Below are 6,530 nucleotides of genomic sequence, written 5' to 3'. Positions count from 1 at the left end.
CCCAGATGGACCAGCTTTCCTTCGCAGGTTGCAAGACCGCCGCAGATTTCGCGCAGGCTATGGGCGCGCCCAAACTGGCAGAAAAGCATCGCGACAAATTGTCCCCAGCACGTAAATCCCCTGGCATGCCGTTCCGCCCGAGTCTCTTTCACCGCCGCCTCAAATTCCGCCCGCGGAAAAAGTTGCAGCAACTGGCTAAATATGCTACCGAACCTGTTCATGGGTATCAGCCTCCTCTTGGTGTGTTTGTTTTTCCCAAAATCCTTATACACCAAAGAGGCTATACCCAGAAACCTCGATCACCTTCCCGACTCCACCTTGCGCTTCACCTCCGCCCTAAACGCCCGCAATTCCTAATTTGGACAAGAGTGACATTCAGTATCAGATTCAGAAAGCAGATGACGAGGTGCTCTTTTTCACGGCCAGCTCCCCGGTAAAGAATTTCGAAGAGATGGAAGAGCAATTCGAGGGAGTGATGCAATCCGTGCAGATCAAATAAGCACAGCGATCTTACCGGCAAGGAAGAAAAAATGAGACCGCCAAGAAGCCAAGAAGCGGATTGCCGGTCTCACGGACGAAGAGGTGAGCAGGATGGCACAGCAATCAGACCAACTTCCGGCCGGAGGCAACGGTGTAGGAGCGGTTGTTGGGGCAGTGGTCCTCATTTTTTTGTGCTGCTAATCAACGACATCCTGGGCTTTACTGATGTGTTTCCTTTCGTGAGGAAACATTAGTGCGTGACCTTTGCGACCAAGATTTATTTTTATTGCACGTGGGCTGCGGTATTTTTTTGTGCGGCCTGCTTGTGCTGATGGCGGGCTGCGCGGGAGGAATCTACCGTTCTGAAACGAGGCTGGATTGCCACGGCCTACCAGCCCGCATGGAACTCGCCTCTGTTCCCTTCCATCCCCAAAGAGAATACCAGTGCGGTCCAGCAGCTCTAGCAAGCGCTTTGGAATTTTCAGGTTGTAAGGTTTCTCCAAAGAAGATCAGCAGTGAAATCTACACGCCGAGCCTAGAGGGTAGTCTTCAGCCCCTTTTACTGAGTGCGGTCCGCAGCCGAAGCCGTCTGCCCTACATTATCGACACGTTTGAAGCTCTCATTAGGGAGATTGCGGCAGGGCACCCCGTTGTTGTTCTGCAGAACCTCTCCCTGGGCTTCTACCCGATTTGGCATTACGCGGTGGTGATCGGTTACGATCTGGACAGAAAGATCATCATCCTTCGGTCCGGTGAAGATTCGAGGATGGAAAGGGGCTGGCGAACCGTTGAAAAGACGTGGGGACGCGCGGAAAACTGGGGCTTCGTCGTCCTCCGGCTCGATGAACTGCCGGCTAGTGCCGATGAGCCATCCTACATGGGCGAAAAGCCCTTTCTTACGGTTGTCGATGCCTTTAGCCCTTAGGACATGATTCGCTCTTCCGATTTCTTTGCAAGCGTGAGCGTCTTTTGCATCCGCTACTACCCCTCCTTAGCTCTACAACGATACATACGGCATTGCTCCATCAATCTCCTGGAGTTTTTTCTTCCGGTGCGAGATGTGGGCCCGGTGGTTTCGAGCTGGTATGCAGGCTATCTGATCAAGTAGCGATTCAACAGAGTGCTTTCTCATTGGCAGCAGAACGCACAGCAAGACTCTATCTAAGCGCGACAGCGTAATGGATGGTGCTTTTTTCCCCAACCTGATCTTCAGGTGCCAGAGAAAAAAATCAGCCAACATGCATGTAAGAATATGATGATGCCAACCGGGAAATTTTCTTACTTCATAATGGTCCATGCCCAGTTCCGTTTTTGCTTCTTCAAAGCATTCTTCTACGGCCCATCGTAGACCGCTCAATCATACTAGCGTCTTTAATGCTACAGTTTTGGATATGCGGGACTTTATCCAGAAGCGGCTTTTTGTTTGACAAATAAGCGGTTTTCTGCCGTAAATAATTTTCAATCGGCGACTTTTTATGGACCTTTTTGAAAGGAGCCTCACCATGCCGCTCGTACATCTGAAAACCCCTTGGAATGCAACGGTTGAGAACTGGGAAGCAAGAGGTCTCTCTGATGCTGCAGCCTTTCCGGGGCTTGCCGGCGATTGCGGTGTGGCCAGGCCGGGTACGATCCCGGTGGTGCATCGCTTCCTCGATCTCTTTAAGATCAAGGATTTCCCAATCCGTTTCGCCTCTTCAAGCAACGAGTTCTCAGTCATGCCGCCCGATCCGGATTGCGCGAATGCCTGGCCGCCCTGCATCCGTGCCTGGGAGGTGCTCGAGCCGGTGCCCCTGTTCGCCGTCGCCTTCGAACAGGCCTGGTATCACATGGGTACGACCTTGGGCGAATTGATCGAATCCTTGAGTCTTACCCCCGCCGAAGAACTCGAGATACATGTGTTTACATGGGACCGCATAAAGGTGAGTCGGGATCTCGAGAGTACAGACATTGTCGACAAGGCAAGTGAGAGCAGCCTGACCCGGCATGACAGCTCGCAGGTCGTCAGCCGGATGGAGAAGGAGAAGGAATGGCAACTTGGTGCCAATGTCGGACTCAGCTACGGCGTGACAGCCGGCATTGATTTTAGCATGGGGGAGTCGCTCAGCGACTCGATAGAGCGCCGTCGTGAAGAACGCCAGGAACAAACCAACAAGACCACCTACAAGCTGCGCTCCGAGCGCAAGCTCAAGATCTCGACAGTGCACGAAACCGGTTTCGAAGAAAAGCGCAGGCGTGTACTCAAGAACCCAAATCCGACAAGGTCGGTGACCTACAATTTTTACGAGACGCTGTCGCATTATCGTGTAGACCTGGCTATGGTCGAAACGGATCTGGCGATCGCGCTGCCGAATCAACTGCCGTTGATCACACCCGAGTGGGTCGTCTGCCATGAAGGGATCCTGCGCGGGCATTTGCTCGATGAAAGCCAGGAGGGCGGGTTCGCCTCCGCGCGGATGTTGGTTGTGCCGGGGGTGACGAATCTTGCGAAGGGGGCGATCGATGCGCTCGTCGATGCCTTCATCGACATGGAGGATGCCATCCGCAGCAGCGAGGGTGATTTGCTGGCCGACCGGGACAGCATCGGCGCCACGCGCGCCAACGCCTTGTGGATTGCGATGCGGACGGTGCTCGATAACCAGCCACCCATCGATCCCTCGTCCTATCTGTACACGCGCGCAGCGCTCGAAACTTTAGGGACACGGCCGTCACTCCGCGGACTCAAACACGCGCTCTGGATGCTGAACGGATGGCTGTGGGCTGCAGGCCTGGGCGATGCCGCATACCCCGTTTCGACACGGCTCGAAACCGCCATCGCGTCTGCCTGTTCGATCCTCAAGCTGTTGACGAGCGGTCCCGGCTATCCCCCGCTCGACCGGATGGAGGGGCCCCCGGGTATGACGGGTGGCATGTCCACCGGCGAAGGGGGCACCACTGCAGGCGAGGCCCCGGCGGGAGAGACTCTGGAGGCGGGTCTGGTCGAGATCGAGCCCACCATGGAGGAGGCCACCGCTAAGGACCGCGCCTTGTTCGACGCACTCAAATGCCATATCGAGGCGAACCTTTTGCACTATCTGCGTCCGATCTGGCTGGCGGAGGACCCGGCTGTGAGGCTGCGCCGGCTCGCCGACGAGCTTGGCTTCGACATCGCCGAACTCGAGCAGCAGATCGTGGAGCCGATGATCGGTTTTCACCTCAATTGCTGCGTCTACCGTATGAGGCTCGGGCGCGAACTCGAGGCGGAGCTGCGCAAGCGGCTTCAATCCAAGGATCTGAGCGGGACGATGCCTCAGCCTCAGGCTTTGCAGGCCTACCTTTCGTCCTCCCGAAGGAGGGCCGGAGAATGTCTGTCGCGGGTAAAGACCTATCTGAGAGACACCGCGCAACACCGATTCGAGCGGAATGCCCAGACCCTGCTCGACAAAGCGGTGGCTGAGGCGAAAGCCCATGTGCTCACTTGCAAACGGCCCAGAAAACCCCTCTCGCCTGAACGGGTGCCGGAGGTGCTGAGTCTTGCCGAGCGCATCGCCGCCGAGGGTGTGAAGCGCTTCGAGGCAGATGATGGCTGGCTTGCTTACCTCACCGAGAGGGAGCGGGCGGTCCGGTCCCGGATGAAGCGCGAAGCGGAGACTTGGGTCGCGGCAGTCGAAACATCCCAGTCTGCACTGGATGAGAATCGTCACTCGGCGGTGTTCTCGACCCAGCTCGAGGCGCTCATCGACGCGCCGGGCCAAGATCTGAAAACCGTCATGGTCGTTCTGCCCGATGGGGGATACCACTGCGAGCCTGTCGTCGGGCTTTGCTCCGGGGCCGATCCGCTTCACGCGCGCCGGCTGGAGGCCGATCTGATGCTTCGCGAAGCCGAGGCCCGGCAGGCGCAGCTCGAGGTTGACCGACGTGAACGGCGCCTTGAAAGCGGCGACCTCGCGCCCGAGCCTGCAACTCCAGTCCTCACAGTGCATATGCCGAAGCCGGACGAAAACTGAGAGCAGGCGCATGGTCGCCGGGAGGATTCTCGAGATGATCCATCCCCTTTTCCAACGAAATGCGATCCGATGACCCTTCCCGGAGAGTTCCCGCCTGATGCCCCTGCAGGCCGCCCATGGTTCGCGCTGGGCGTCAACTATCCCTATGTCTGGACGCATGGATGCGATATCGGGCCGAACCAGATCGCCGCCGCTGACCCCTCACGTCCGAACGGGACGGCCTTCGGCCCTGGGCGGATGGCCCGGCTTCGAGCCGATTTCGAGAGGCTCCGTTCGTGGGGCTGCCAGGTGGTCCGGATATGGGCCTTTGAACAGGGTGAAGGGCTTCGGTGGCGTCAGCGAGGCGCTGATTGGATCGTGGCGGGGGTCGATCCGGCCTTTCTCGACAACGTCCGCCAGATCACCGTCTCGGCCGAGGAGGCGGGGCTGCGGATCTATTGGACCCTGCTTACAGAAGCCAGTTTCGAAGAGGGTGAACAGCCGACCGAGGCCGATCGGCGCCGTGCGGAGGCCTTTCAGCTCCTTCTGCGGAGCGATTGGGCGCAGGAAAGGTTTTTTCTGCACGCGGTCCACCCTTTCGCCGATGCGCTGTGCGCCCACCGCGGAGGCGTCTTCGCCCTCGATCTGATGAACGAGCCCGACATGCTGTGGCCGCTCGCACCCTGCAACATCCACGAGGCCCTGTCGCGCTCGACTGCAGCCGGGCGTGCCGCGTTCGAGGCCTGCCCCGCGGTTTCTCCACTCGCTTTCCTTGCAGGCGCCGGCGCGGCATTTTACTTCAGAAGACGTGAACTGCGCGTTCTCCGGTTCCTGCGGCGCATGGCCCTCTCGCTGCGCGCTCATCTCGCAAGGGGGGGCCGCCGCCTGCTGCTGTCCATCGGTTTCGCTTATATCAACACAATCACCAGGAACCGCGATCTGCTGGACGACTGTCTCGATTTCCACGACTTCCATTCCTATGACCTGCTCGACGTCACCCACGCCACACCGAACATCCCCCGCTGGACCGACACTGGAAAGGCCTGCATCATCGGCGAATGCGGGCTTGGTGGGCAGTTTGTAAAGAAAACGCTCGGCATGCCCCTCATCGGCCGAAACCCCTTTCAGTTCCCTCCTCCGACTACGTTTCAGGACATCTTTCGGGTGCAGGCCGAACTGGTTCGGCACTACATGAGCACCGCGCGCCGAAATGGGTTCGGCGGCTGCTTGATCTGGGAATACGGCCGGCAGTTTGAACGGGTCTTCGGGCTAAAGCGCAGCCTTACCGAGCGCGGAACGTGCCGCTTGGAAGGAAACGCCCGTCGGATGGAGCACTGTCTCGACTGGGCAGACCGCATCCCGTTGTTGTGGAAGCAGAGAGAAGGCGTTGTTCAACCGTCCGATCAGTGTGTGCATCTCGGCTCTTCCCCTTCAAGCGAAGAACTCTGCGGGCGACCCGTAGTACGAGATATCAGGGCGTTCTCCGAACAGTTGACACGCGACAACCTGCGTCTCTGAAATAGTATCCATCCGGAAATGATTCCCCGGGATCATCCAGTTTCCAATCCGGAAATGAGAATTTTTTGCCAATCTCGGCGTCAATCTGCACGTTTGCTTGTGCGGCGATCTACAGGTCGTCTTCACGCAAACGCTTGATTTTCTTATTATTGGCCAAACAGGGACCCGCTGCCTCGCGGTGGGACTGAGCGGCGAAGCGGTGAAGAAAAATCCTCATTTCCGGATTGAAAACCGGGCTCTATAGCCTGAGTTCCGGCTCAGTAGGCACTTTTTGGCCTCCGAAGCCGGATTTTCCTAATAAAATCAAGGGGGGCATCTGAAAAACCGCAAAAACCTGTAGTAACACGACTTGATCGTTATCATATTGACATGCTATGTGGTATATGGTAACCACGTAGATATGTTTATTCGAACGACCAAACGCAAAAATCGAGACGGCTCCGTGGTCGAGTACCTCCAGCTCGCGCATAACGTTCGCCACCCTGAGACGCACAAACCGACCGCCCAGATCATTCATAATTTCGGGCGGGCTGACTTGATCGACCGTGATGCCATGATGCGCCTGTGCCA

The 6,530-nt window shown here is 57.5% G+C and carries 6 protein-coding genes and 1 pseudogene; 5 read left to right on the top strand and 2 right to left on the bottom strand.

What is annotated here, in order from left to right:
• Positions 1-221, bottom strand: a 221-nt coding sequence (locus tag H567_RS0120785; protein ID WP_028322866.1) for a DUF4372 domain-containing protein, incomplete at its 3' end; no start/stop codon positions are given.
• Positions 222-591: 370 nt separating this feature from the next.
• Here H567_RS0120785 and H567_RS30200 point away from each other — a divergent pair.
• Together H567_RS30200 and H567_RS26440 are read left to right on the top strand one after the other, a co-directional pair.
• Entirely contained in the window at positions 592-681 is a 90-nt protein-coding gene (locus H567_RS30200) for a hypothetical protein (protein WP_353743108.1), read from the top strand.
• Between the two features lie 52 nt (positions 682-733).
• Positions 734-1,405, top strand: a complete 672-nt coding sequence (locus tag H567_RS26440; protein WP_051185179.1) for a PA2778 family cysteine peptidase — start codon at positions 734-736, stop codon at positions 1,403-1,405.
• 232 nt (positions 1,406-1,637) lie between these two features.
• Here H567_RS26440 and H567_RS30350 read toward each other — a convergent pair.
• Positions 1,638-1,861, bottom strand: a pseudogene (locus H567_RS30350) (IS701 family transposase); the annotation flags it as partial.
• A gap of 121 nt (positions 1,862-1,982) precedes the next feature.
• Between H567_RS30350 and H567_RS0120770 the strand changes: the two are divergent.
• From H567_RS0120770 to H567_RS30345, 3 genes are all read left to right on the top strand, one after another.
• The gene (locus H567_RS0120770; protein WP_028322865.1) at positions 1,983-4,463 is read left to right on the top strand and encodes a hypothetical protein; all 2,481 of its coding nucleotides are present in this window, start codon (positions 1,983-1,985) and stop codon (positions 4,461-4,463) included.
• A gap of 69 nt (positions 4,464-4,532) precedes the next feature.
• Positions 4,533-5,960: a glycoside hydrolase 5 family protein gene (locus H567_RS0120765; RefSeq protein WP_028322864.1), complete on the top strand. Its 1,428-nt coding sequence runs from the start codon at positions 4,533-4,535 to the stop codon at positions 5,958-5,960.
• Between the two features lie 400 nt (positions 5,961-6,360).
• A partial coding sequence (locus tag H567_RS30345) for an IS1634 family transposase N-terminal domain-related protein (RefSeq protein WP_492211723.1) occupies positions 6,361-6,530 on the top strand: 170 nt, incomplete at its 3' end.

Source organism: Desulfatiglans anilini DSM 4660, assembly GCF_000422285.1.
GTDB lineage: Bacteria > Desulfobacterota > DSM-4660 > Desulfatiglandales > Desulfatiglandaceae > Desulfatiglans > Desulfatiglans anilini.
Note: the sequence above shows the minus strand (reverse complement) of the source record. Positions and strands in the feature narration are given on the sequence as shown.

Excerpts from the sequence above, each read along its gene's own strand:
- H567_RS0120765 (WP_028322864.1), top strand. The coding sequence starts at position 4,533 with ATGACCCTTCCCGGAGAGTTCCCGCCTGATGCCCCTGCAGGCCGCCCA.
- H567_RS0120770 (WP_028322865.1), top strand. The coding sequence starts at position 1,983 with ATGCCGCTCGTACATCTGAAAACCCCTTGGAATGCAACGGTTGAGAAC.
- H567_RS30200 (WP_353743108.1), top strand. The coding sequence starts at position 592 with ATGGCACAGCAATCAGACCAACTTCCGGCCGGAGGCAACGGTGTAGGA.